This window comes from Bacillus sp. K2I17, assembly GCF_002209985.1.
GTDB lineage: Bacteria > Bacillota > Bacilli > Bacillales > Bacillaceae_G > Bacillus_A > Bacillus_A wiedmannii.
The window spans coordinates 374,651-399,095 of record NZ_NJGF01000001.1 but is presented as its reverse complement, the minus strand read 5'-3'; the positions used below and the strand labels follow the sequence as shown (position 1 = coordinate 399,095).

General features: G+C 37.1%; 23 protein-coding genes. 21 read left to right on the top strand and 2 right to left on the bottom strand.

Translation table 11 applies throughout. The features are described from left to right. The first annotated feature begins 15 nt into the window (after positions 1 to 15). From accC to CER22_RS02155, 14 genes are all read left to right on the top strand, one after another. Entirely contained in the window at positions 16 to 1,368 is a 1,353-nt protein-coding gene (gene accC / locus CER22_RS02225; protein ID WP_000592872.1) for an acetyl-CoA carboxylase biotin carboxylase subunit, read from the top strand. A 23-nt stretch (positions 1,369 to 1,391) separates the two neighbouring features. After that, a complete protein-coding gene (locus tag CER22_RS02220) occupies positions 1,392 to 1,784 on the top strand; it encodes an Asp23/Gls24 family envelope stress response protein (RefSeq protein ID WP_000807630.1) in 393 nt (130 codons plus the stop codon). 347 nt (positions 1,785 to 2,131) lie between these two features. Further along, the gene (gene nusB / locus CER22_RS02215; RefSeq protein ID WP_000830244.1) at positions 2,132 to 2,524 is read left to right on the top strand and encodes a N utilization substance protein NusB; all 393 of its coding nucleotides are present in this window, start codon (positions 2,132 to 2,134) and stop codon (positions 2,522 to 2,524) included. A gap of 23 nt (positions 2,525 to 2,547) precedes the next feature. Then, complete coding sequence (gene folD, locus CER22_RS02210) at positions 2,548 to 3,408, top strand: bifunctional methylenetetrahydrofolate dehydrogenase/methenyltetrahydrofolate cyclohydrolase FolD (protein ID WP_088064388.1); 861 nt, start codon at positions 2,548 to 2,550, stop codon at positions 3,406 to 3,408. 26 nt (positions 3,409 to 3,434) lie between these two features. Further along, positions 3,435 to 4,793 (top strand): exodeoxyribonuclease VII large subunit, encoded by a 1,359-nt coding sequence (gene xseA / locus CER22_RS02205; RefSeq protein WP_000415269.1) that lies wholly within the window; start codon positions 3,435 to 3,437, stop codon positions 4,791 to 4,793. Continuing rightward, positions 4,783 to 5,013 carry an exodeoxyribonuclease VII small subunit gene (gene xseB, locus CER22_RS02200; RefSeq protein WP_000428423.1) on the top strand — a complete coding sequence of 77 codons (231 nt, stop codon included), beginning with the start codon at positions 4,783 to 4,785 and terminating at the stop codon, positions 5,011 to 5,013. Before xseA ends, xseB begins: the two co-directional genes overlap by 11 nt. Beyond that, positions 5,013 to 5,903, top strand: a complete 891-nt coding sequence (gene ispA, locus CER22_RS02195; RefSeq protein ID WP_000150365.1) for a (2E,6E)-farnesyl diphosphate synthase — start codon at positions 5,013 to 5,015, stop codon at positions 5,901 to 5,903. Before xseB ends, ispA begins: the two co-directional genes overlap by 1 nt. Positions 5,904 to 6,205: 302 nt before the next feature. Then, on the top strand, positions 6,206 to 8,098 hold the full coding sequence (gene dxs, locus CER22_RS02190) for a 1-deoxy-D-xylulose-5-phosphate synthase (protein WP_046956368.1): 1,893 nt from the start codon (positions 6,206 to 6,208) through the stop codon (positions 8,096 to 8,098). Between the two features lie 3 nt (positions 8,099 to 8,101). Further along, the gene (locus tag CER22_RS02185) at positions 8,102 to 8,941 is read left to right on the top strand and encodes a TlyA family RNA methyltransferase (protein WP_001274751.1); all 840 of its coding nucleotides are present in this window, start codon (positions 8,102 to 8,104) and stop codon (positions 8,939 to 8,941) included. Between the two features lie 142 nt (positions 8,942 to 9,083). Further along, positions 9,084 to 9,533 carry an arginine repressor ArgR gene (gene argR / locus CER22_RS02180; RefSeq protein ID WP_001032581.1) on the top strand — a complete coding sequence of 150 codons (450 nt, stop codon included), beginning with the start codon at positions 9,084 to 9,086 and terminating at the stop codon, positions 9,531 to 9,533. Positions 9,534 to 9,799: 266 nt separating this feature from the next. Then, positions 9,800 to 11,539 carry a DNA repair protein RecN gene (recN, locus tag CER22_RS02175; protein ID WP_000947743.1) on the top strand — a complete coding sequence of 580 codons (1,740 nt, stop codon included), beginning with the start codon at positions 9,800 to 9,802 and terminating at the stop codon, positions 11,537 to 11,539. A gap of 118 nt (positions 11,540 to 11,657) precedes the next feature. Further along, positions 11,658 to 12,956, top strand: a complete 1,299-nt coding sequence (spoIVB, locus tag CER22_RS02170) for a SpoIVB peptidase (RefSeq protein ID WP_048546381.1) — start codon at positions 11,658 to 11,660, stop codon at positions 12,954 to 12,956. A gap of 287 nt (positions 12,957 to 13,243) precedes the next feature. Further along, entirely contained in the window at positions 13,244 to 14,038 is a 795-nt protein-coding gene (gene spo0A / locus CER22_RS02160; protein ID WP_033658812.1) for a sporulation transcription factor Spo0A, read from the top strand. 301 nt (positions 14,039 to 14,339) lie between these two features. Beyond that, on the top strand, positions 14,340 to 14,903 hold the full coding sequence (locus tag CER22_RS02155; protein WP_088608137.1) for a PRK06770 family protein: 564 nt from the start codon (positions 14,340 to 14,342) through the stop codon (positions 14,901 to 14,903). A 239-nt stretch (positions 14,904 to 15,142) separates the two neighbouring features. Here CER22_RS02155 and CER22_RS02150 read toward each other — a convergent pair whose 3' ends face one another. Then, on the bottom strand, positions 15,143 to 15,289 hold the full coding sequence (locus CER22_RS02150; RefSeq protein WP_001247671.1) for a YycC family protein: 147 nt from the start codon (positions 15,287 to 15,289) through the stop codon (positions 15,143 to 15,145). Between the two features lie 50 nt (positions 15,290 to 15,339). Between CER22_RS02150 and CER22_RS02145 the strand changes: the two genes are divergently transcribed. After that, positions 15,340 to 16,068 (top strand): glycerophosphodiester phosphodiesterase, encoded by a 729-nt coding sequence (locus tag CER22_RS02145; RefSeq protein WP_000172569.1) that lies wholly within the window; start codon positions 15,340 to 15,342, stop codon positions 16,066 to 16,068. 48 nt (positions 16,069 to 16,116) lie between these two features. Here the strand turns inward: CER22_RS02145 and CER22_RS02140 are convergent, their stop codons facing one another. After that, on the bottom strand, positions 16,117 to 16,350 hold the full coding sequence (locus CER22_RS02140; RefSeq protein WP_001190196.1) for a DUF2627 domain-containing protein: 234 nt from the start codon (positions 16,348 to 16,350) through the stop codon (positions 16,117 to 16,119). Positions 16,351 to 16,486: 136 nt separating this feature from the next. Between CER22_RS02140 and CER22_RS02135 the strand changes: the two genes are divergently transcribed. The 6 genes from CER22_RS02135 (at position 16,487) to bfmBAA (ending at position 24,434) form a co-directional block, all read left to right on the top strand. Continuing rightward, the gene (locus CER22_RS02135; RefSeq protein ID WP_088608136.1) at positions 16,487 to 18,559 is read left to right on the top strand and encodes a sigma-54 interaction domain-containing protein; all 2,073 of its coding nucleotides are present in this window, start codon (positions 16,487 to 16,489) and stop codon (positions 18,557 to 18,559) included. Between the two features lie 195 nt (positions 18,560 to 18,754). Then, entirely contained in the window at positions 18,755 to 19,654 is a 900-nt protein-coding gene (gene yqiS, locus CER22_RS02125) for a phosphate butyryltransferase (protein ID WP_088123373.1), read from the top strand. A gap of 34 nt (positions 19,655 to 19,688) precedes the next feature. After that, complete coding sequence (locus CER22_RS02120) at positions 19,689 to 20,789, top strand: leucine dehydrogenase (protein ID WP_000171359.1); 1,101 nt, start codon at positions 19,689 to 19,691, stop codon at positions 20,787 to 20,789. A gap of 87 nt (positions 20,790 to 20,876) precedes the next feature. Beyond that, complete coding sequence (gene buk / locus CER22_RS02115) at positions 20,877 to 21,980, top strand: butyrate kinase (protein ID WP_000056195.1); 1,104 nt, start codon at positions 20,877 to 20,879, stop codon at positions 21,978 to 21,980. A gap of 4 nt (positions 21,981 to 21,984) precedes the next feature. Next, on the top strand, positions 21,985 to 23,406 hold the full coding sequence (lpdA, locus tag CER22_RS02110) for a dihydrolipoyl dehydrogenase (protein WP_000090438.1): 1,422 nt from the start codon (positions 21,985 to 21,987) through the stop codon (positions 23,404 to 23,406). Between the two features lie 26 nt (positions 23,407 to 23,432). Next, complete coding sequence (gene bfmBAA / locus CER22_RS02105; RefSeq protein ID WP_000852549.1) at positions 23,433 to 24,434, top strand: 3-methyl-2-oxobutanoate dehydrogenase subunit alpha; 1,002 nt, start codon at positions 23,433 to 23,435, stop codon at positions 24,432 to 24,434. The last annotated feature ends 11 nt before the right edge of the window (positions 24,435 to 24,445 follow it).

Sequence of the window (24,445 nt, the reverse complement as noted above, 5' to 3'; positions counted from 1 at the left end):
AAGGGAGTCTTTGTGATGATAAAAAAAGTATTAATAGCCAATCGTGGGGAAATTGCTGTACGAATTATTCGTGCTTGTAAAGAAATGGATATTGAAACAGTCGCAATTTATTCAGAAGCAGATAAAGAGTCACTTCACGTACAAATTGCTGATGAGGCGTATTGTGTAGGACCAACGATTTCGAAAGAAAGCTATTTAAATTTGACGAACATTATTAGTGTTGCGAAGTTAACAGGCTGTGATGCTATTCATCCAGGATACGGATTTTTAGCAGAGAATGCAGATTTTGCAGAGCTATGCCGTGAATGTAACTTGATTTTTATCGGTCCAAGTCCAGAAGCTATTTCAAAGATGGGCACAAAAGACGTTGCTCGTGATACAATGAAAGAAGCAGGGGTTCCGATTGTACCAGGTTCACAAGGGATTATTAAAAATACCGAAGAAGCGATCGAGCTTGCTAATCAAATTGGATATCCAGTTATTATTAAAGCAACTGCAGGTGGCGGCGGAAAAGGTATTCGTGTTGCACGCCATGAAGAAGAGCTTGTAAAAGGAATTCAAATTACACAGCAAGAAGCTAGTACCGCTTTTGGGAACCCTGGTGTATACTTAGAAAAGTACGTTGAAGATTTCCGCCATGTTGAGATTCAAATAATGGCAGATACACATGGAAATGCCATTCATTTAGGAGAGCGTGATTGTACAATTCAGCGCCGCTTGCAAAAACTACTAGAAGAAAGTCCATCACCTGCACTTGATGAAAATGTTCGCAAGCAGATGGGTGATGCGGCAGTTAAAGCGGCGGTAGCGGTTGATTATACAGGTGCTGGTACGGTTGAGTTTATTTATGAATATAGAACGAAAAGCTTTTATTTCATGGAGATGAATACGAGAATTCAAGTTGAGCATCCAGTTACTGAAATGGTAACAGGGATGGATTTAATTAAAGAACAAATTCGTGTTGCTTCTGGAGAAAAGTTATCGTTACAGCAAGAAGAAGTACAATTTAATGGTTGGGCAATTGAATGCCGAATTAATGCGGAAAACCCTGCCAAAAAATTTATGCCATCCCCAGGTAAAGTAGAAATGTACTTGCCACCAGGCGGATTTGGTATTCGCGTCGATTCAGCTGTATATCCGGGATATTCAATCCCACCTTTCTATGATTCGATGGTTGCTAAATTAATTGTTCACGGAAAAACACGTGAAGAGGCAATTGCAAAAATGAAGCGTGCACTCAGTGAGTTTGTCATTGAAGGCGTACATACAACAATCCCGTTCCATTTGCAATTGCTAGATCATCCTGATTTTGTAAAAGGTGAGTTTAATACGAAGTTTTTGGAAGAGCATGAACTTGTGACGCAGTGATACATTAAAGGAGGTTTTTTTTCATGGCTGAACATATGTTAGATATGGGTCAAGATACAACTCTTGGTAAAGTAGAAATTGCACCAGAAGTAATTGAAGTAATCGCAGGTATTGCAGCTGCTGAAGTAGAAGGTGTAGCGGCAATGCGTGGTAATTTTGCTACAGATGTTGTTGAGAAGTTAGGTAAGAAAAATCATGGTAAAGGTGTAAAGGTTGAATTAGCAAACGAAGATATTATCGTTGACCTTTATGTTGTAATGTATTTTGGCGTAGCAATTCCAGTTGTTGCACAAAAGATTCAAGACAACATTCGCCAGGCACTCTTTACAATGACAGGGCTTGAGCCAAAAGAAGTGAATGTTCACATCGTTGGCGTAACATTCGAAACACAAAAAACAGAAATTGAACCAGTGTAAGAATGAAAAAGGTGCCTAGTAACATAGGCATCTTTTTTATCGTTTCATTTCTTCACAAATTAAAACCCTCTAATTATTATACTATTTCAAAAAATAAGAAATCAAAAAGAAGATGTTTCGTTTTTCCAAAAAACGTACATTGTGATAAGATATGGAACTTGAAGTTAATCTTTTTATTATTTTTCAGCCTTGTAACCCGTGTATGAAACGATAAATTGTGTTATTATCATTGTATTATAAGGTTGGAAAATCAATGAAAACTGTAAGAGTAAGTGAATTGACGGCTTATAAATTATAATAATATAACAAAGCATAAGGAAAGACTTGAAGCATAAAGGAGAGTTACAATGAAACGTAGGACGGCTAGAGAAAGAGCTATGCAAGCATTATACCAAATGGATATTACAGGTGAATTAGAACCGAAAGTAGCGGTGGAAAACACGCTAGATGAAGGTGAAGAAACAAATGATTTTCTAGAATCACTTGTAGTAGGTTTTGTAGAAAATAAAGAAGTAATTGATGAAGCGATTCGTCAAAACTTAAAAAAATGGAAGCTGGAGCGTATTAGTATTGTTGATCGCAGTATTTTACGTGTAGCTGTGTATGAAATGAAATACATGGAAGAAATTCCACACAACGTAACAATTAACGAAGCGATTGAAATTGCTAAAACATTTGGGGATGAGGAATCTCGTCGTTTTATTAACGGCGTTTTATCTAATATAAAAGATACACTGTAATTTCTTTAAGGGGGAATCTTAAAATGGTAGCAGTAATCATCAAAGGAAATGAAGTTGCGGAGAAAAAACGAGCACAATTAACAGAAGAAGTTGTGAAGTTGAAAGAGCAAGGGATTGAACCAGGATTAGCAGTTATTCTAGTTGGAGAAGATCCAGCATCTCGTTCTTATGTAAAAGGAAAAGAAAAGGGCTGTGAACAAGTAGGAATCTATTCAGAGCTAATTGAACTTCCTGAAACAATTACTGAGGAGCGTTTGCTTGCTGAAATCGATCGCTTAAATGGCGATGACCGTATTAATGGCATTTTAGTGCAATTACCTTTACCAAAACATATTGAAGAAAAAGCTATCATTGAAAGAATTTCACCAGAAAAAGATGTAGATGGATTTCACCCAATCAGCGTGGGACGTATGATGACGGGACAAGATACATTCCTTCCATGTACACCGCACGGTATCGTAGAATTAGTAAAAGAAACAAATCTTGATATCTCAGGAAAACATGTTGTAGTAATTGGAAGAAGTAATATTGTCGGCAAGCCAGTGGGGCAATTGTTCTTAAATGAAAATGCAACTGTCACATATTGTCATTCTAAAACACAAAATATGAAAGAGTTAACGAAGTTAGCTGATATTTTAATCGTAGCTGTTGGACGACCTAAAATGGTAACAGCTGATTATATTAAAGAAGGAGCGGTTGTAATCGACGTTGGTGTGAACCGTTTAGAAACAGGTAAACTTTGTGGTGATGTTGACTTTGACAACGTGTTAGATGTTGCAGGGTATATTACACCTGTGCCAAAGGGTGTTGGTCCAATGACGATCACAATGCTTCTTCATAATACTGTTGAATCTGCTAAGCGTGCAGGTGTCGTTTGTAAATAATTTGAGTCGGCTATGAGGAGAGAGAAATGGAAAAACAATATTTAACCGTTACAGCGTTAACACGCTATATAAAAACAAAAATAGAATATGATCCGCATTTGCAGTCTGTTTGGTTAAAAGGTGAAATTTCCAACTTTAAAAATCATAGTCGTGGCCACATGTACTTTACATTGAAAGATGAAAATGCAAGAATCGCAGCGGTTATGTTTGCGGGTCATAATCGTAATATTAAATTCAGACCTGAAAATGGGATGAAGGTACTTGTGAAAGGGAAAATTTCCGTTTACGAGGCGAGTGGTTCTTATCAAATTTATATTCAAGACATGCAGCCTGACGGAGTCGGAAACCTGCATTTAGCTTACGAACAATTAAAGGTTCGTTTAGAGGAAGAAGGTTTGTTTTCTCAAGTTTATAAAAAAACAATTCCTCCTTATGCTAAAACAATAGGTGTGATTACGTCGCCAACAGGGGCAGCGATTCGTGATGTTATAACAACGATTAAACGTCGTTATCCAATTGGAAATGTTATTGTGTTTCCGGTACTTGTACAGGGGGAGTCAGCAGCTCCCTCAATTGTACAAGCGATTCGTACAGCGAATGAAATGGGAGAGATAGATGTCCTAATCGTTGGGCGAGGGGGAGGCTCTATTGAAGAGTTATGGGCTTTCAATGAAGAAATGGTAGCAAGGGCAATCTTTAAGAGTGAGATCCCTATTATTTCGGCAGTAGGCCATGAAACAGACTTTACAATTGCGGATTTTGTTGCCGATTTACGTGCGCCAACACCGACTGCAGCAGCTGAGCTGGCAGCGCCTAACATTATAGAGTTACAAGAAAAGGTATTACAAAGAACTCTAAGATTGCAAAGAGCAATGAGAGAGTTAGTACATAAAAAAGAAGAAAAACTACAAGTATTGCAAAAATCTTATGCGTTCCGTTATCCAAGACAAGTATATGAGCAAAAAGAAGAGCAATTAGATAGAGCGTTAGAACAGCTTGTTTTAGCGAAAGAGCGCTATATTGATAAAAAGGTAAATCAGTTAAAACAGCTTTCATTTTATTTAGAGAAGCACCACCCAGCTCAAAAAATTATGCAAACGAAGGTAGCGGTTGAAACATTGCAAAAGCAATTGCAACGTGAAATGCAAACATTACTTCAAACGAAAGAATTTGCCTTTGTAAGAGCTGCTCAAAAACTTGAAGCGTTAAGTCCGCTTAAAGTAATGATGAGAGGGTACGGGCTTGTATATGATGAAGAGAAGCAAGTGTTAAAAAGTGTGAAAGATGTCAGCCTTGGAGATGCTGTTTCAGTTCAATTACAAGATGGAATACTAGATTGTAGCGTATCAGGCATAGAGGAGCGTGAATTGAATAATGGAAAATAAATTAAGCTTTGAAGAGGCAATTTCGCAACTTGAGCACCTCGTTTCTAAGCTAGAGCAAGGTGACGTACCTTTAGAAGAAGCAATTTCTTATTTTAAAGAGGGTATGGAATTATCTAAGCTTTGTGATGAGAAGTTGAAGAACGTACAAGAACAAATGGCAGTTATTCTTGGGGAAGATGGAGAGCTTGAACCGTTTACTGCTTTAGGAGATGAAGCATAGTGACTATTGCTTTTGATACTTTTTTGAAAGAAAGTAAAACTTTCGTAGAAGAGAAGCTTGTAAGCTATGCAAATGAATTACAATGTCCAAATGTACTTCGTGAAGCGATGGCATATTCTTTGGAAGCGGGTGGAAAGCGTCTCCGCCCGTTACTTTTATTTGCGACATTACAAGCGTTTGGTAAAGAAAGAAATCTTGGAATAGGTGCAGCTTGTGCTCTTGAAATGATACATACATACTCGTTAGTTCATGATGATTTACCTTGTATGGATGATGATGATTTAAGAAGAGGTAAGCCCACAAATCATAAAGTATTTGGTGAAGCGATGGCAGTTTTAGCAGGCGATGGTTTGTTGACGTATGCTTTTCAAGTTATTATGGCATATGAACAAAAGGAAATCTCTGCTGAAAAAAAAGTAAGACTTGTACTTGAGCTTGCAAAAGCGGCAGGACCAGAAGGAATGGTTGGCGGACAAGTGGCAGATATGGAAGCTGAAGGGAAACAGCTTACGATTGATGAGTTGGAGTATATTCATAAGCATAAGACTGGGAAACTACTTGAATTCGCTGTACTTGCAGGATCGATACTTTCTGATGCCACAGAAGAACAAGAAGAAAAGTTACTTGCGTTTGCAAAATATATCGGCCTAGCTTTCCAAATTCGAGATGATATTTTAGATGTGGAAGGAACCGAAGAAGAGATTGGAAAACCGATTGGTAGTGATGTTTCCAACGAAAAGAGCACATATACGACGTTATTTACTGTAGATAGAGCAAAGGATATTTTAGAAGAAACAATTGCAAAAGCAAAAGGTGCTATTGGTTCCTTGCAATTACAAGATGAATATTTACTATCTATTTGCGATTTGATTGCAAAACGTAATAACTAATATAACAGCGTTTCCATTTGTTGAGTCATTCATCATTTTATGATATAAATGTAGGAAAAGGTTTTTCTTTTCTTGTTATTGGCAAAAATATATGTAGATTACATTGCCGTTATCACTTCGTGTTAGCGGCTATTTTTTTCATCGCCTAAAGAAATATGGTTTATAATAGGATTAGGGCGCAATAGACTGGTTAATTGCAGGACAAGGTGAAAAATAAAAAAAGATAATTTCTTGTTTTGTGTAAATGTTTTTTATAATATTTGACATGTTGACAGATTATGAAATGAAAGTGAGTGATCCATGTGGATCTAACGCAAATTCAAAACCCTAGTTTTTTGAAAGATATGTCTATCGGTGAACTAGAGGGATTGAGTGAGGATATTCGTAAGTTTTTAATTGAAGAGCTCTCTCAAACAGGTGGACATATTGCACCTAATTTAGGTGTAGTAGAACTCACAATTGCTCTGCATAAATTATTTGATAGTCCGAAAGATAAATTTTTATGGGACGTAGGACATCAATCCTATGTACATAAAATTTTAACAGGACGTGCAAAGGAATTCGGTACATTAAGGCAATATCAAGGTCTATGTGGTTTCCCAAAACGTTGCGAGAGTGAGCATGATGTATGGGAAACTGGCCATAGCTCAACATCATTATCTGCTGCAATGGGAATGGCTCTAGCACGTGATTTAAAGAAAACGAAAGAATATGTTATACCAATCATTGGAGATGGTGCTCTAACCGGCGGAATGGCTTTAGAGGCATTGAACCATATTGGGCATGAAAAAACAGACATGATTGTTATTTTGAATGATAATGAAATGTCAATTGCACCAAACGTTGGTGCGCTTCATAATGTACTTGGACGTCTACGTACCGCAGGGAAATACCATTGGGTAAAAGATGAACTAGAGTATATATTAAAGAAAATCCCAGCAGTCGGTGGGAAAGTTGCTGCGACAGCAGAGAAAATAAAAGATAGTCTTAAATATTTACTAGTATCCGGTGTCTTTTTCGAAGAATTAGGCTTTACATATTTAGGTCCAGTTGATGGGCACGATTATGAAAAGTTATTCGAAACGTTGCAATATGCAAAGAAAACAAAAGGCCCAGTGCTTGTTCATGTTATTACGAAAAAAGGAAAAGGTTATAAACCAGCTGAGAGTGATGTTATTGGAACTTGGCATGGAACAGGACCTTATAAAATTGAATCAGGTGACTTCGTTAAACCGAAAGAAGTTGCACCAGCATGGAGTGCTGTTGTTAGTGATACAGTACTTAAGCTAGCGAGAACGGATGAGCGTATCGTTGCAATTACACCTGCAATGCCTGTTGGATCGAAACTTGAGAAATTCCAAAAAGAATTCCCGGATCGTATGATTGATGTAGGTATTGCAGAACAGCATGCTACAACAATGGCGGCGGGTATGGCAACGCAAGGAATGAAGCCATTCTTAGCGATTTATTCAACATTTTTACAAAGAGCATATGATCAAGTTGTTCATGATATATGTCGCCAAAATTTAAATGTCTTCATCGGAATCGATCGCTCTGGTTTAGTAGGAGCAGATGGTGAAACGCATCAAGGTGTATTTGACATCTCATTCTTACGTCATTTGCCGAATATGGTACTTATGATGCCGAAAGATGAAAATGAAGGGCAACATTTAGTATATACGGCGATGCAATATGAAGATGGACCAATCGCATTACGTTATGCGCGCGGTAATGGACTTGGTGTTCATATGGATGAAGAATTAAAGGCGATTCCAATCGGTACTTGGGAAACGTTAAAAGAAGGTACACAAGCGGCTATTTTAACATTTGGTACGACAATACCAATGGCAATGGAAGCAGCTGAGCGTCTTGAAAAGGCTGGAGTTTCAGTGAAAGTAGTGAACGCTCGCTTTATTAAACCGATGGATGAAGCATATTTACATGATCTCTTAGGGAAAAATATACCGATTTTAACGATTGAAGAAGCTTGCTTAATTGGTGGTTTTGGAACGGGAGTAGTTGAATTTGCATCTGAGAACGGGTACCATAGTGCGTTAATTGAACGAATGGGTATTCCAGACCGTTTCATAGAACACGGTAGTGTAACAAAATTATTAGAAGAAATTGGTTTAACGACAGATGCTGTTGTAGACCGTATTCATACAATGATTCCATCAAAACAAAAAAGGGCGTAACAAATGAGTGCAAAAAAAGAAAGAGTAGATGTACTATTAGTAGAGCGAGGACTTATAGAAACACGTGAGAAAGCAAAACGCGCCGTTATGGCCGGACTTGTATATGCGAATGAGATGAGACTTGATAAGCCAGGAGAGAAGATCCCACAAGATACAGAGATTACGGTGAAGGGACAAGTTATGCCGTATGTAAGCCGTGGTGGTTATAAACTTGAAAAGGCATTGGAGACATTTCACCTGGATTTACAAGATAAAGTTATGATAGATATTGGTTCATCAACTGGTGGCTTTACAGATTGTGCGCTTCAAAACGGAGCGAAATTATCTTATGCATTAGATGTAGGATACAATCAACTTGCGTGGAAATTGCGTCAAGATGAGCGTGTTGTCGTAATGGAACGGACAAACTTCCGTTACGTGACACCAGCAGACTTAGAACGTGGTTTACCGCAATTTGCTAGTATCGATGTTTCATTTATATCATTAAAGCTTATACTGCCGGTTTTAAAAACAATGCTTATGCCTAATGGGGATGTAGCAGCGTTAATTAAACCACAGTTTGAAGCTGGAAGAGAGCAAGTTGGGAAAAAAGGTATCGTTCGTGATCGAAAAGTACATGAGGCTGTCGTAGAAATGATTGTCGACTTTGCTATAAAAGAAGGATACGACGTAGAAGGTTTAACATTCTCACCAATTACGGGCGGGGATGGTAATATTGAATTTTTAATTCATCTGAAATGGCATGGTGAACGTGAGAATGGCGAAAATCATTCTCCAGTTTCTGTTGAGCAAGTAGTTACAGAGGCGCATGATGTCCTAAAACAAAAAGGAAAAGGGGAATAACATATGTTGTTCCTCTTTTTGTTGTAATTGTATAATGATTGTAAAAACAATTGTGTACAAGCAACGAATTATAAGTTAACATAAATAAGTGAAGTATACCAATGTTTAAACTATGGTAAGAGATAGTGTGAGGTGCAAATGTATGAATAAAGGTCAGCGCCATATTAAAATCAGGGAAATTATTGCGAACAAAGAAATTGAAACACAAGATGAATTAGTTGATATTTTACGTAATGAGGGATTTAATGTAACGCAAGCAACAGTATCGCGCGATATTAAAGAACTGCACTTAGTGAAAGTGCCATTACATGATGGGCGCTATAAATATAGCTTGCCAGCAGATCAACGATTTAACCCGTTACAAAAATTAAAACGCAATCTAGTGGATTCATTTGTAAAATTAGACACGGCAGGACATATGCTTGTGCTAAAAACATTGCCTGGTAACGCTCATTCACTTGGAGCACTTATTGATCATTTAGAGTGGGATGAGATCATCGGAACCATCTGTGGTGATGATACTTGCTTAATTATTTGCCGTACACCTGAAGATACAGGTGTTGTCTCTGATCGTTTCTTAAATATGTTGTAAAAAAAAATCTTGTTTGCTTTCCTCTGTAAAGTGGAAAGTGAACAGGATTTTTTTATTGGTTAAAAATGTGAATTCTTAATTGTAATATAATATTTTCTTTGAATAAAATTAGAAAATAGGTGGATTGACCCGTAAAACGAATGTTTGGTACAATGGAGCGGTTAGAAAAGTAATTTATACATACAAACATATAGTTTGACTATTTGAATGAAGAACTGAGAAAAGCCCTTAATAGGGGATTAGTTTATAACGAGGTGAATGGGGCATTGTTATCGGAATTATCGATTAGAAACTTTGCTATTATTGAGGCATTAAATATTTCTTTTCAAAAAGGGTTAACGGTTTTAAGTGGTGAAACAGGGGCCGGAAAATCGATTATTATTGATGCGATTAGTTTACTTGTAGGTGGCCGTGGTTCAGCGGAATTTGTTCGATACGGAACAGAAAAAGCTGAGATAGAAGGACTATTTTATGTAGAAGATGATAAGCATCCGTGTATTGAAAAGGCAGAAGAGTTGGATATAGAAATAGAAGACGGCATGATTATTTTGAAGCGTGATATCGCTGCAAACGGAAAAAGTGTATGTCGTGTAAATGGGAAACTGGTCACCCTTAGTATATTAAAGGAAATTGGAAAAACACTTGTTGATATTCATGGGCAGCACGAAACACAAGATTTAATGAATGAAGAGCGTCATATGTTTATGCTTGATCATTTTGATGGAGATCGCATTGTTAAACAATTGGGTATATATCAAAATGTATACGCTGACTATGAGAAATTAAAAAAACAGTTAAAATCGTTAAGTGAAAATGAACAACAAATGGCGCATCGCTTAGATTTAATTCAATTCCAGCATGAAGAAATCAGTAAGGCGGATTTAAAGATGGATGAAGAAATTGAATTAACTGAAGAACGATTGCAAATTTCTAATTTCGAAAAAATTTACAAAGCATTAGGCGATGCATATCGCTCATTAAGCGCTGACGGACAAGGGTTAGATAATGTACGAAGCGCAATGGGACAAATGGAGAGTATTACACATTTAGATGAAGTTTATCAAGAAAATCATGATTCAATTGCAAATAGCTACTACTTATTAGAAGAAGTTGCATATCAACTTAGAGAAAAGCTCGATATGATGGAATATGATCCGAAGCGTTTAGACGAAATTGAAACGCGTTTAAATGAAATTCGTATGCTAAAGAGAAAATATGGAAATACTGTAGAAGAGATTTTAGCGTATGCTGATAAAATTGAACAAGAAATTTTTACGATTGAAAATAAAGACGTTCATATTGAAACGACGAAGAAGCAATTAAAGGAATTAGAAAGTGTTATTCTGCAAGAAGCAACGTCGTTAAGTAATATGCGTCATGAGCTTGCAGAGCATCTTACAAATGCCATTCATCAGGAATTAAAAGAATTATATATGGAGAAAACAAAATTTGAAGTGAGAATCATGAAGAGAGAAGGAAATGCTGAAGAGCCTCTTGTTGAGGGTGCCCCGGTAAGACTTACGGCGGATGGCTACGATCATGTGGAATTTTATATTTCAACAAATCCAGGTGAGCCGCTAAAACCACTTTCAAAGGTCGCTTCCGGCGGAGAGTTATCTCGTATTATTTTAGCTTTAAAAAGCATTTTTTCTAAGCATCAAGGTGTTGCATCTGTTATTTTTGATGAAGTGGATACTGGTGTAAGTGGTCGGGTTGCACAGGCTATTGCGGAAAAAATTTATCGAGTATCAGTAAACTCGCAAGTACTTTGTATTACGCACTTACCTCAAGTAGCTTCAATGGCGGATTCACATTTATTTATTCGAAAACAAGTAGCGAATGATCGGACAATTACATCAGTTACCGTTTTAACTATGGAGGATAAAGTAACAGAAATAGCTCGAATGATTTCTGGTGTGGAAATTACAGATTTAACGACAGAACATGCGAAAGAATTACTTACGCAAGCGCATCATTTTAAACAGACAGCAGAGGCTATCCAGTAATGGATAGCTTTTTTTCTCAAATAATGATTTCTTAATTCTTCCGGTTATAAATAAAGCACTGCAAGGAGAGATTAAAAAGTGAAGCCAAGAGGCTGAATGTGGGGTAGGAGCGAGGAGAGTGAACAAATTGAGATTAGAAAGATTTCGCAAAATAATAGGTCTTTGTCTCCTTGTTTCTTTAGTTTTTATTGGGTGTTTTAAACCGCTTCGGACGTTTATTTCATCCCCGAAGCAACTTGTTGTTTTTGAAGGGCAACAATCAGAAATAGCTTCATTACCAGTTTTTCACGCTTCATCTACAGATCGTCATGTGTTTACAGTAAGTTCCAATGAACAAAAACAAGGACTTATGGTAAATCCTCATCAAAATGGTGAAGCAGATATGGTGTTTCAGCTTGCTGGTTTTCCAGTGAAAAAAGTAAATGTGAAAGTATTGAAAGATTTTAAAGTTATTCCAGGTGGACAATCAATTGGTGTGAAGTTAAATACAAAAGGGGTACTTGTTGTAGGCCATCATTTAATTCAAACTGAAAAAGGGAAAGTATCTCCTGGTGAAACAGCTGGTGTGCAAATTGGAGATATGATTACTGAAATTAATGGTAAAACAATTGAAAGAATGAGTGATGTAGCACCATTTATTCATAATAGTGGTGAAACAGGTGAACCGCTTAATCTTGTTTTGTTAAGAGATGGAAAACATATCCGCACTAAGTTAACACCACAAAAAGACAGTGGAGAATCGTCTTATCGTATTGGTTTATATATTCGTGATTCGGCAGCTGGAATCGGAACAATGACATTTGTTCATCCTGATTCTATGAAATATGGGGCACTTGGTCATGTCATTTCTGATAACGATACGAAAAAGCCGATTCAAGTCGAAGATGGACAAATTATGCGTTCGACAGTTACATCAATTGAAAGAGGTAGTCATGGGAATCCAGGAGAGAAATTAGCGAGGTTCTCACCAGATCGTGAAGTGATTGGTAATATTACAATAAATAGTCCATTTGGTATATTCGGGAAATTGAATACAAATATACCAAATGGCGTAATGGATAAAGCGATGCCTATTGCACTATCTCATCAAGTCAAAGAGGGACCGGCAAAAATATTAACAGTTATTGATAAAGATAAAGTGGAAGCGTTTGATATTGAAGTTGTAAGTACAGTACCGCAAAAGTTTCCAGCTACAAAAGGCATGGTAATAAAAGTAACAGACAAACGTTTATTAGCGAAAACGGGTGGTATCGTACAAGGCATGAGCGGAAGTCCAATTGTACAAAACGGGAAAGTAATTGGTGCTGTTACACATGTATTTGTAAATGATCCAACGTCAGGATATGGTGTTCATATTGAATGGATGTTACATGAGGCTGGAATTAACATTTATGAACAAGAAAGAAAAGCGAGCTAATTATTAATTAGCTCGCTTTTCTTTTGAAAAATTCGTTGAAATTTTGTAAAAGCTCCGCAAGAGGTGTTTTTTGTTGTAAAATAAAAGAAAAGGGTTGAACGTTTCGTTGTATTTCTATGATGGAATGTGTTGCGAAAGGGAATAAATGAACGATAAACATATTTTTTTGTGATTTTATCGGAAAGTAACAAACTTTAAAAGGGAATTTTCACACAATTGTCGAACAATTCATGTAGCCTAGAAGGATACACATGTCGGAGAATCGATTCGGTAAGGGAGGAAAAGCTGTGGAGAAAATTAAAGTCTGTCTTGTAGATGATAATAAAGAATTAGTATCAATGCTAGAGAGTTACGTAGCTGCTCAAGATGATATGGAAGTAATCGGTACTGCTTATAATGGTCAAGAGTGTTTAAATTTATTAAATGATAAGCAGCCGGATGTACTTGTTTTAGACATTATTATGCCACATTTAGATGGTTTAGCTGTACTAGAGAAAATGCGAAATATTGAAAGGCTAAGACAGCCTAGCGTAATTATGTTGACAGCATTTGGACAAGAAGATGTGACGACAAAAGCTGTTGACTTAGGTGCTTCATATTTCATATTAAAACCATTTGATATGGAGAATTTAACGAGTCATATTCGTCAAGTGAGCGGTAAGGCGAACGCTACCATTAAACGTCCACTTCCATCTTTCCGTTCAGCAACTACAATAGATGGAAAACCGAAAAACTTAGACGCGAGCATTACGAGTATCATTCATGAAATCGGTGTGCCTGCTCATATTAAAGGGTATATGTACTTAAGGGAAGCAATCTCTATGGTGTACAATGATATCGAATTACTTGGATCTATTACGAAAGTATTGTATCCAGATATCGCGAAGAAATATAATACAACAGCAAGCCGCGTCGAGCGTGCAATCCGTCACGCAATTGAAGTAGCATGGAGTCGTGGGAATATTGATTCTATTTCGTCCTTATTCGGTTATACAGTATCCATGTCAAAAGCAAAACCTACGAATTCCGAGTTCATCGCAATGGTTGCGGATAAGCTGAGACTTGAACATAAGGCTAGCTGAGAGTAAAGATAGTAAGGGATTTAAGTTTTAGTAAAGCTTAATCATTCTTTAAATTTATACTCGATATTAAATGTAAAACCAATGAACTTTTTATTTAATGACCAATGAATTTTAGAATTCGTTGGTCTTTTTATTTTGTTGAGAAAAAGAGGGGGAAGTAATATCGATTTTATCGAAATTATTTGGATAGATGAAAATGGCTCGTTTGATATTATGGAAAATAAATCCTGTTTTTAGTAATATTACATATAAGTGAGTTTTTTATAAGACAATTAAATAGGTATAGATAGGGAGAAGGGGAATGAAAAATAAAATATTAACTTGGCTAGGAATAGTAGCAGCTATGGGAGTTCTTGCTGTTGCAGTTACATTTGGAATGTTAGAACTTGCCGATAACCCAGTAGATAAAGAAGTGAATGCTCAAATAGATAAAAAAGAAAATCCAACGATAGTAGGTAGAGAGGTAGATGGAGTCTTTGTTGATGTGTATGTTACTGAAAATTCTACTGAAAGCGAAGTCATTACAGTGATGCATCACATGACTCATCAAAAAGTAGTAGCAGAACGAAAATCAGAATCCATTCCAATGATTCAAAATAATGCTGAAAAATTAAAAAATATCATAAATAAGAGTGGCTTTGCGAAAAAAAATGAGTTTTTAGAGATTGCTGATAGATGGGCGAAAAAAGATTTTAGTCAAATTGTAGAAGATCACAATTATTTCTCGGATGCCCAAGAAGGTAGCACTTGTAAAGCCACTAGAGCGATGGATGCGGTAGAAGAGCAACATTATATTTTAACTACATTCGGGGAGGAAAAAGCGAAAGAACTATACGATTCAGGAGATGCTCCGCACGTTCAATAAAAAATAATATAAGGGCTTCTAGTTTTATTATTACCTTGCTTTAAGGGCGCAATGGGTACTTGTGAATAAATATTTTTCTTTCTTTATGAATTGTAACAAAAAAGAAGATATATCATTCATTATTAAATGATGAAGTGAATGCTAAATCGCATCATAGTATATCTGTTAAAGGATTTTAGTAGGGAAGTCATCCGTGATATAATAGAAAATAATAAAAAGCCCTGCAAAACAGGACTGTATTATTCTTCGTCTTTATTTTGTTTTTCTAATTCAACTAACTTTTGAATTAGAATGTGCTGCGGCATATGCATAAGTTGTTCAAGTGGAACACCTAATGCTTTTGATAGGCGGACTGCAGTGTCTGGAGAAATTTGTAATGGTCTCATAGAAGTACCTCCTTTTTCGTATAGTATAGCATAAGATTGGGGGAGTGAGGATGACTCTTATATTTGCACATCGTGGTGCAGCGGGAACGTACCCAGAAAATACAATGATTTCATTTGAAGCAGCTGAATCTTTTAGAGCAGATGGAATTGAACTTGATGTTCAATTAACGAAAGATGGAAAAGTTGTCGTCATTCATGATGAAACAGTGGACCGGACAACAAATGGAAAAGGTGCGGTTCGTAATTATTTATATGAGGATTTATGTAAATTAGATGCCAGCTATAAATTCGGTGATAAAGTAGGCTTTTGTAAAATACCTCTTTTAGAAGAGGTGTTAGAATGGATTGATAAAACAGAGTTGCTACTTAATATTGAACTGAAAAATAATAAAGTTCCATACAGAGGTTTAGAGGAAGAAGTTATAACGCTTGTACGGAAATGTAATCTAGAAGATCGTGTTATATTTTCTTCATTTAATCACTACAGTATGAAAAGGTGTCATATGATGGCTCCTGATATTCAAACAGCGATTTTATATCGCGAAGGTTTACATAGTCCGTGGGCATATGCGAAAAAAATGGGCGCTACAGCAGTGCACCCTAATTATCGTTATCTTCAAGATGCTGTTGCTGAATTAACGATGGAGAGTGGTGTAGAGGTTCGCCCTTATACAATTAATGAAGAAACGCTTATGCGTAAATATTTTGATATGAATATTTCGGCGATTATTACTGATTATCCTGAAACGGCAAGAATGTTATTGCCAATAAAAAAATGAGACCGCGTGTAACGGTCTCATTTTTTATTTATAAATAGTGGAGCTTTCCTATCTTTTAAAGCGAGCTTGTACTTTATTTCGTTTACGGTCTCGGTGTAAGACGAAGCCGCCAAAAATATAAAACCCGAGCGCGAAGCAAAGAGCGCCAATTAAAAATTGTAACCACAGTATAGAGAGTGGAGGAAATAGAATCCCGAATACAGTATCTCTCATTAACTTAATGCCAAACACAGCTAATGAAATAGGGATGAGTGCTAATGATAGAGCAAGGTAACGCTGCATATAAACGCTCCTTTTCAGATTATTTTGTTTATTTCAATGATGTTATATGAAAAGGGGGTTTGTCAAGAGGGGGCTGAACGAGTAAGATAAGGGTGTGAAAAATTTTGCAGAGATACTTCGAGAGGAAGTGTAATATATGAAACAAAAAGTTTTAATTGTTGGTGCAGGTGAAGGTGGTAGTACACTGCTGAATCTGTTACAAAGTTCAAATATATTTCAAATTATAGGAATTATTGATATAAAGCCGATAGCAAAGGGATTACAAATGGCTAAGGAATATGGGGTTGCAATTGGAGAGAGTGTAACGCCGTTTCTTTCTATGCATATTGATGTAATGTTTGATATGACGGGTGACGATGAATTACATAAAGATTTAATAAAGAAAAAGCATAAAGATACTCTTCTTATACCAGGTGATATTGCGAAAATTGTTACGAGATTAGCACATGAGAAGGAAGGTTTAATTGGAAAGTTAGAAGAACAGACGCAGCAAGGGGATTTAATTTTAAATTCTACGCATGACGGTATGATTGTGATTGATCGAGAGGGACAAGTACGCCTATTTAATAAAAGTGCAGAGCGTATTATCGGATATAAAAAAGAAGATGCGGTAGGGAAATATATTTTAGAAGTTATTCCGACTAGTAAGTTGCTTCGTATTATACGTACGAAACAAATAGAAGTAAATTATGAACTGACATTAGAAAATGAAAAGAAAATTATTACAACCCGTATTCCAATATTAAAAGAGGGAGGAGAGGTACAAGGAGCATTTGCGATTTTTAAAGATATAACAGAGGTTGTAGATCTTGCGGAAGAAGTTACAGATTTAAAGGAGATTCAAACGTTACTTGAGGCGATTATCAACTCGTCTGAGGAAGCAATTTCGGTCGTGGATGAAAAGGGAAGAGGATTAGTAATTAACCCTGCCTATACGAAATTAACAGGTTTAACAGAAGAGGACATTATTGGGAAACCGGCTACAACTGATATTGTAGAAGGTGAAAGTATGCATATGAAAGTACTTCGAACGCGTAGGGCGGTACGCGGAATACATATGAAGATTGGACAAAAGAAGCGTGATGTAATTGTAAACGTAGCGCCAGTTATAGTGGATGGGATATTGAAAGGAAGCGTTGGTGTAATTCGTGACGTATCAGAAATTCAAAAGTTAACAAATGAATTGAATAGAGCAAGGCAAATTATTCGAACGTTAGAAGCGAAATATTCATTTGATGACATTGTCGGAAATTCAGATGAAACAACGGCCGCTATTGAACAGGCGAAACTTGGAGCGAATACACCAGCAACAGTATTACTACGCGGAGAATCTGGAACGGGTAAAGAATTGTTTGCACATGCAATTCATAATGGAAGTAATCGAAAATATAATAAATTCGTCCGGGTAAACTGTGCTGCTATTTCCGAGACTTTATTAGAAAGTGAATTATTCGGTTATGAGGAAGGTGCATTCTCAGGAGCAAAAAGAGGCGGAAAACGAGGTTTTTTTGAGGAAGCGAATAACGGTAGTATCTTTTTAGATGAAATAGGAGAATTGTCTGCAAATACGCAAGCGAAACTCCTTCGCGTGTTGCAAGAAAAAGAAATTGTAAAAGTTGGTGGAACGAAAGCGATACCTATAAATGTCCGGGTAATTGCAGCGACACATGTGAATTTAGAAAAGGGCATTCTAGAAGGAGAGTTTAGAGAGGATTTATATTATCGATTAAATAAAATTCCAATTCACATTCCGTCTCTTCGTCAGCGAAAAGGAGATATACCGGCAATTGCAGACAGATTGATTCAAAAAATTAACCAAGATTATGGTCGGAATGTAGAGGGGCTCACTGATTCGGCTATTTCATATTTACAATCATATGAATGGCCAGGAAATGTGAGGGAGCTTGAAAACATTTTAGGACGAGCTATTATCTTTATGAATTATAACGAAATATATATTGATGTCCATCATTTACCACCTTTACATACAGAAGAGCAGACTGAGGTAAAACAAAATAACTTATTACCTGAATTAGAAGAAAAGCCACTTGAACAATTAGTGACAGAGTTTGAAGGGCATATCATTCATGAATGTTTAGAGAGGTTTGATGGAAATAAAACAAAAACTGCAAGAGCATTAGGAATTTCGGTTCGAAATTTATATTACAAGCTAGAAAAGTATGAGTGTGCAAAAAATAGCATGCAATAAATTGCGTACCGTGCAATTTATTGCATGGTATACAAAATGCGACAAAACAAGACAGAATGTTTTGTTATTTTCCAAAGTATTGATTTTACTGCATTTTGAATGCGTTTTCATTATTGGTAAGACCACTTTTAAAAGTTGGCACGGTATTTGCTTTATAAATAGACGAGGGACGACGGAAAGGGTTGATTACAAAATATGAAGTTAGAACACTTAATTGATCAAGCAGCAGGACAGCCTAAAAAAACTGTGGCTGTAGCAGTAGCTGAAGATCATGAAGTAATTGAAGCTGTAGCGAAAGCAATTAAATTACAGCTAGCTCAATTTCGTCTATATGGAAATCAAGAAAAAATAATGGGGATGCTACAAGAACATGGTTTACAAACTTCAGAACACATTGAAGTGATTGCAGCAGTGTCAAGTGCTGAGGCTGCAGAACTTTCTGTTAAAGCTGTAAGAAATGGCGAAGCAGATGTGCTTATGAAGGGAAACATCCCAACAGCAAATATTTTGAAAGCTGTATTAAATAAAGAGTGGGGACTTCGTAAAGGTAGCACACTTTCACACGTTGCAGCATTTGAAGTTCCAAATTACGATCGTCTTATCTTTGTTACAGATGCAGCGATGAACATTGCACCTGATGTAACACAAAAAGCTGCTATTATACAGAATACTGTAGAAGTTGCCCAGGCAATAGGAATGGATTTGCCAAAGGTAGCACCAATTGCAGCGGTAGAGGTTGTTAATCCTGCGATGCAAGCGACAATTGATGCAGCGATGTTAACTCAAATGAATCGCCGCGGACAAATTAAAAATTGTGTCGTTGATGGACCACTTGCTTTAGATAATGCAGTATCACAAATTGCAGCAGAACATAAAGGCATAGTAAGTGATGTAGCAGGTAAGGCAGACATTTTACTCGTCCCAACGATTGAAGCTGGAAATGTGCTATACAAATCACTCGTATACTTTGCGGATGCAAAAGTAGGAGCTATGATTGCTGGCGCAAAAGCACCGATTGTTTTAACATCTCGTGCTGATTCAGCAGAAACAAAAGTATATTCATTAGCATTGGCAGTTGCGACTGCTTCAAAATAAACCAAAAAGGGTAAAACACTAGGGGGAAACGACAATGACATTAGAAATCTTCGAATACTTAGAAAAATATGATTATGAGCAAGTAGTATTTTGTCAAGATAAAGAATCTGGTTTAAAAGCAATCATCGCAATTCATGATACAACACTTGGACCAGCTCTTGGTGGAACAAGAATGTGGACATATGATTCTGAAGAAGCGGCGATTGAAGATGCATTGCGTCTTGCAAAAGGGATGACATACAAAAACGCAGCAGCTGGCTTAAACTTAGGTGGTGCGAAAACAGTAATTATCGGTGATCCACGTAAAGATAAGAGCGAAGCGATGTTCCGTGCATTAGGACGTTACATTCAAGGACTAAACGGACGTTACATTACAGCTGAAGATGTTGGTACAACAGTAGATGATATGGATATTATCCACGAAGAAACTGATTTTGTAACAGGTATTTCACCATCATTCGGTTCTTCTGGTAACCCATCTCCAGTAACTGCATACGGTGTTTACCGTGGTATGAAAGCAGCTGCGAAAGAGGCTTTCGGTACTGATAATTTAGAAGGAAAAGTAATTGCGGTTCAAGGCGTTGGTAATGTAGCATATCACCTATGCAAACATTTACATGCTGAAGGAGCAAAATTAATCGTTACAGATATTAATAAAGAAGCTGTACAACGCGCGGTAGAAGAATTCGGTGCATCAGCAGTTGAGCCAAATGAAATTTACGGTGTTGAATGTGATATTTACGCACCATGTGCATTAGGCGCAACAGTTAATGACGAAACTATTCCACAACTTAAAGCAAAAGTAATCGCAGGTTCTGCAAATAACCAATTAAAAGAAAATCGTCACGGCGACATGATTCATGAAATGGGTATTGTATACGCACCAGACTATGTTATTAATGCTGGTGGTGTAATTAACGTAGCAGACGAATTATATGGATACAATAGAGAACGTGCACTAAAACGTGTTGAGTCTATTTATGACACAATTGCAAAAGTAATCGAAATTTCAAAACGTGATGGCATAGCAACTTATGTAGCAGCAGATCGTCTAGCTGAAGAGCGCATTGCAAGCTTGAAAAACTCTCGTAGCACATACTTACGCAACGGTCATGACATTATTAGCCGTCGCTAATCATTCATATATTACTTTTACAAAAGGTGTGGTTACCTCTTATGAGGTTTCCACCTCCTTTTGAATTTATTAGTGGAGGTAGCAACAGTGTCTTTAAATCGAATTCTTGTTATTAATCCGGGTAGTACATCCACAAAAATTGGTGTTTTTGATAATGAAAGACCTGTTTTAGAAGAAACTATTCGTCATGACGAAGAACAAATTGGAAAATATAAGAGAATTATCGATCAGTATGAGTTTCGCAAAGAAACGATTTTAGAAGTTCTACATTCTCACGGTATTAACATTTCAAAATTAAACGCAGTTTGTGGGCGTGGGGGATTACTTCGTCCAATCGAAGGCGGAACATACACAGTAAACGATTCGATGTTAGAAGATTTAAAAAATGGGTTTAGCGGTCATCATGCTTCAAACCTTGGAGGCATTTTAGCATATGAAATCGCTTCTGGATTAAATATTCCGGCATTCATAGTAGATCCTGTCGTTGTAGATGAAATGGAGCCGATTGCTCGTATAAGCGGTATTGCTGGTATGGAACGTAAAAGTATTTTCCATGCATTAAACCAAAAAGCGGTTGCCCGTAAAGTAGCTGAAGAATTAAATCACAAATACGAGGATTTAAATTTATTAGTTACACATATGGGTGGCGGTATTACAGTTGGTGCTCATAAAAAAGGAAAAGTTATTGATGTGAATAACGGCTTAAACGGAGAAGGACCATTTAGTCCAGAGCGTGCGGGTACAGTACCGGTAGGGCAATTAGTTGAGATGTGTTTCTCTGGTGAGTATTACCGTGACGAAATGGTTAAAAAACTTGTTGGACAAGGTGGACTTGTAAGCCTAATCGGTACAAATGATGCGATCAAAGTAGAACAAATGGTTGAAAAAGGTGATCCGGAAGCAACTCTTATTTATAAAGCAATGGCATATCAAGTTGCAAAAGAGATTGGCGGAGCTAGCGCTGTACTTCACGGGAAAATTGATGCAATCGTTTTAACTGGTGGACTTGCGTACAGTAAAATTCTTGTTGATGAAATAAAAGAACGTGTTGACTGGATTGCAGATGTTATCGTACATCCAGGAGAAGATGAATTACAAGCATTAGCAGAAGGAGCACTTCGTGTATTACGTGAAGAAGAAGCGCCGAAAGAGTATGTTGTACGAGAAAAACAAACAGTAGCTAGGGGTTGAGATAATGGCAAGAGAATATGATTTAGTCATCGTTGGCGGCGGTACTGGTGGATATGTTGCTGCTATTCGAGCGTCACAACTAGGTTTAAAAACTGCACTTGTTGAAAAAGAAAATCTTGGTGGTACTTGTTTGCACAAAGGATGTATTCCTAGTAAAGCTCTTTTACGTAGTGCGGAAGTATACGCAACTGCTAAAAAAAGCGAAGAGTTCGGAGTTATTGCAAGTAATGTAGAACTAAACTTTGCGAAAGTGCAAGAGCGTAAAGAGAAGATTGTAACGCAACTTCATAAAGGCGTTCAACACTTAATGAAACAAGGTAAAATTGATGTGTTTGAAGGTATTGGCCGTATTCTTGGCCCATCTATTTTCTCTCCAATGCCAGGGACAATTTCAGTTGAACTTGCAAGTGGAGAAGAGAATGAAATGTTAATTCCAAAAAATGTACTTGTTGCAACAGGTTCTCGTCCGAATTCATTACCAGGTTTAGAATTAGACGGAGAGTATGTTATGTCTTCCGATCATGCCCTAAAAATGGAAACGCTTCCTAGCTCGATTATTATCGTTGGTGGCGGTGTAATCGGTATTGAGTGGGCATCTATGCTTGCTGACTTCGGTGTAGAAGTTACAGTATTAGAGTATGCGAAAACGATATTACCACTAGAAGATCAGGACGTTTCAAAAGAAATGCAACGTCTATTCAAGAAAAAAGGTATTAAAGTGGTAACTGGTGCAAAAGTATTACCAGAAACATTGGTAAAAGATAATGGAGTAACAATTCAAGCTGAACATAACGGTGAGAATAAAGAATTTAAAGCAGAAAAAATGCTTGTATCTGTAGGAAGACAAGCCAATACGCAAAATATTGGTTTAGAGAATACGGATATCGTTGTGGAAAAAGGATACATTCAAACAAATGAGTTTTATCAAACGAAAGAATCTCATATTTACGCAATCGGAGATGTAATCGGTGGCTTACAACTTGCTCACGTTGCTTCTCATGAAGGAATTGTTGCAGTAGAACATATTGCTGGTAAAGAAGTTACACCAATTGATTACTCTATGGTATCAAAATGCGTATATAGCAGTCCGGAAGTTGCTTCTGTCGGTTTAACAGAACAAGAAGCGAAAGAAAAAGGCTATAAGTTAAAAGTAGGTAAGTTCTCATTCCGTGCAATCGGAAAAGCACTTGTATACGGCGAATCAGATGGTTTCGTAAAACTTGTAGTTGATGAAGAAACAAATGACATTCTTGGTGTTCATATGATTGGACCACATGTAACAGATATGATTTCTGAAGCTGGTCTTGCAAGAGTACTTGATGCAACACCGTGGGAAGTAGCACATACAATTCATCCGCATCCATCATTATCTGAGGCGATTGGTGAAGCAGCATTAGCTGTAGATGGAAAAGCGTTACACGCATAAAAATGTGGATTTAGGAGGTTATGAAAATGGCAGAAGTAAAAGAAAAGCGCCATGAAGAGCTTGGCTTAAGTGATGAGCAAGTATTAGAAATGTTCCGTACGATGTTACTTGCACGTAAAATCGACGAACGTATGTGGTTATTAAACCGTGCGGGTAAAATTCCATTCGTAATTTCTTGTCAAGGACAAGAGGCTGCACAAGTTGGAGCAGCATTCGCTCTTGATAGAGAGAAAGATTATGCATTACCATATTACCGTGATATGGGTGTTGTACTAGCGTTCGGTATGACAGCTAAAGAGCTTATGTTGTCTGCTTTCGCGAAAGCTGGAGATCCAAACTCTGGTGGTCGTCAAATGCCTGGTCACTTCGGTCAAAAGAAAAATCGTATTGTGACAGGGTCATCTCCAGTAACAACGCAAGTACCACATGCAGTTGGTATTGCATTAGCTGGAAAAATGGAAAAGAAAGATTTAGTAACGTTCGTTACATTTGGAGAAGGTTCTTCAAACCAAGGTGACTTCCATGAAGGGGCAAACTTTGCTGGTGTACACAAACTACCTGTTATTTTCATGTGTGAAAATAATAAATACGCAATCTCTATTCCAGTTGAAAAACAATTAGCATGTAAAAACGTATCAGACCGTGCAATTGGTTACGGTATGCCTGGATATACAATAGACGGAAACGATCCGCTTGCAGTATATAAAGCTGTAAAAGAGGCAGCAGACCGCGGCCGTCGTGGTGAAGGCCCAACTTTAATTGAAACAGTATCATATCGTTTAACAGCACATTCTAGTGACGACGATGATCGTGTTTATCGTGATAAAGAAGAAGTAGAAGAAGCAAAGAAAAAAGATTCAATTATAACATTTGCAGCTTATTTAAAAGAAGCTGGCGTGTTAACTGAGGAATTTGAAAAACAAATGTTAGACGAAATTATGCATATCGTAAATGAAGCAACAGAATATGCAGAAAATGCTCCGTATGCAGCACCTGAAGATGCATTGAAGCACGTATACGCAGAATAGGGGGGGAACGT

Bases quoted from the DNA above. Each gene is read 5' to 3' on its own strand.
- argR (WP_001032581.1), top strand. From the start codon at position 9,084: ATGAATAAAGGTCAGCGCCATATTAAAATCAGGGAAATTATTGCGAAC.
- xseB (WP_000428423.1), top strand. From the start codon at position 4,783: ATGGAAAATAAATTAAGCTTTGAAGAGGCAATTTCGCAACTTGAGCAC.
- xseA (WP_000415269.1), top strand. From the start codon at position 3,435: ATGGAAAAACAATATTTAACCGTTACAGCGTTAACACGCTATATAAAA.
- CER22_RS02185 (WP_001274751.1), top strand. From the start codon at position 8,102: ATGAGTGCAAAAAAAGAAAGAGTAGATGTACTATTAGTAGAGCGAGGA.
- CER22_RS02145 (WP_000172569.1), top strand. From the start codon at position 15,340: ATGACTCTTATATTTGCACATCGTGGTGCAGCGGGAACGTACCCAGAA.
- accC (WP_000592872.1), top strand. From the start codon at position 16: ATGATAAAAAAAGTATTAATAGCCAATCGTGGGGAAATTGCTGTACGA.
- CER22_RS02155 (WP_088608137.1), top strand. From the start codon at position 14,340: ATGAAAAATAAAATATTAACTTGGCTAGGAATAGTAGCAGCTATGGGA.
- nusB (WP_000830244.1), top strand. From the start codon at position 2,132: ATGAAACGTAGGACGGCTAGAGAAAGAGCTATGCAAGCATTATACCAA.
- lpdA (WP_000090438.1), top strand. From the start codon at position 21,985: ATGGCAAGAGAATATGATTTAGTCATCGTTGGCGGCGGTACTGGTGGA.
- yqiS (WP_088123373.1), top strand. From the start codon at position 18,755: ATGAAGTTAGAACACTTAATTGATCAAGCAGCAGGACAGCCTAAAAAA.
- CER22_RS02150 (WP_001247671.1), bottom strand. From the start codon at position 15,289: ATGAGACCATTACAAATTTCTCCAGACACTGCAGTCCGCCTATCAAAA.
- folD (WP_088064388.1), top strand. From the start codon at position 2,548: ATGGTAGCAGTAATCATCAAAGGAAATGAAGTTGCGGAGAAAAAACGA.
- CER22_RS02140 (WP_001190196.1), bottom strand. From the start codon at position 16,350: ATGCAGCGTTACCTTGCTCTATCATTAGCACTCATCCCTATTTCATTA.
- CER22_RS02220 (WP_000807630.1), top strand. From the start codon at position 1,392: ATGGCTGAACATATGTTAGATATGGGTCAAGATACAACTCTTGGTAAA.
- CER22_RS02135 (WP_088608136.1), top strand. From the start codon at position 16,487: ATGAAACAAAAAGTTTTAATTGTTGGTGCAGGTGAAGGTGGTAGTACA.
- CER22_RS02120 (WP_000171359.1), top strand. From the start codon at position 19,689: ATGACATTAGAAATCTTCGAATACTTAGAAAAATATGATTATGAGCAA.
- bfmBAA (WP_000852549.1), top strand. From the start codon at position 23,433: ATGGCAGAAGTAAAAGAAAAGCGCCATGAAGAGCTTGGCTTAAGTGAT.